This window comes from Corynebacterium sp. HMSC069E04 (assembly GCF_001813175.1).
Classification (GTDB): domain Bacteria; phylum Actinomycetota; class Actinomycetes; order Mycobacteriales; family Mycobacteriaceae; genus Corynebacterium; species Corynebacterium aurimucosum.
In genome coordinates this window covers 1-523 of record NZ_KV811676.1, presented here as the reverse complement: position 1 = coordinate 523, position 523 = coordinate 1, and the positions used below count along the sequence as shown (strand labels likewise).

Sequence of the window (523 nt, the reverse complement as noted above, 5' to 3'; positions counted from 1 at the left end):
AATCAACGCACTCTAAAACCGGAAGGGCCGTCAAACTTAGAGGAGATCGAAGGCGGCGAAACCGAAGGTTCCCCGGCCAAGGTAGACCGTGACGTAGAGGCCTTCTCCACCACTCTTCTTCCGACGGAGGGTAAAGGGCACTCGGCTGAATCCACTACCTTCTTCACCACGGACCTGACCCTGTTAGGTAGACACCTGATATCCAGCCCGGTTGGGTTGGGAAGAAAGGTAATCTACCACCATGCCTAGGTACTCCGAACAGTTCAAACGTGATGCTGTGGCCCTCTACGAAAACAATGAGGACCTTTCACTTCACGCGGCTTCAGCAGAGCTTGGAGTCAATCGTTCCTCACTTTATTCCTGGCTTAAGCAGTACGGCACCGGCAAACGTGCCCGCACGAAGACCATGCGTGATAAAGCCCAAGCAACGACTGATTCTGAACGAATCCGCCAGCTAGAAAAAGAAGTCTCTAAGCTGCGCGAAGAACGCGACATCCTGCGTAAGGCCGCGAAATATTTTGCC

At 53.2% G+C, this 523-nt stretch carries 2 protein-coding genes; both read left to right on the top strand.

Annotated elements, in window-relative coordinates:
* The coding region (locus HMPREF2896_RS12975) for a hypothetical protein (RefSeq protein WP_141754771.1) at window positions 1-249 on the top strand (249 nt) is incomplete at its 5' end.
* On the top strand, window positions 242-523 hold a 282-nt coding region (locus tag HMPREF2896_RS06905; protein ID WP_070718659.1), incomplete at its 3' end, for an IS3 family transposase. The genes HMPREF2896_RS12975 and HMPREF2896_RS06905, both read left to right, overlap by 8 nt.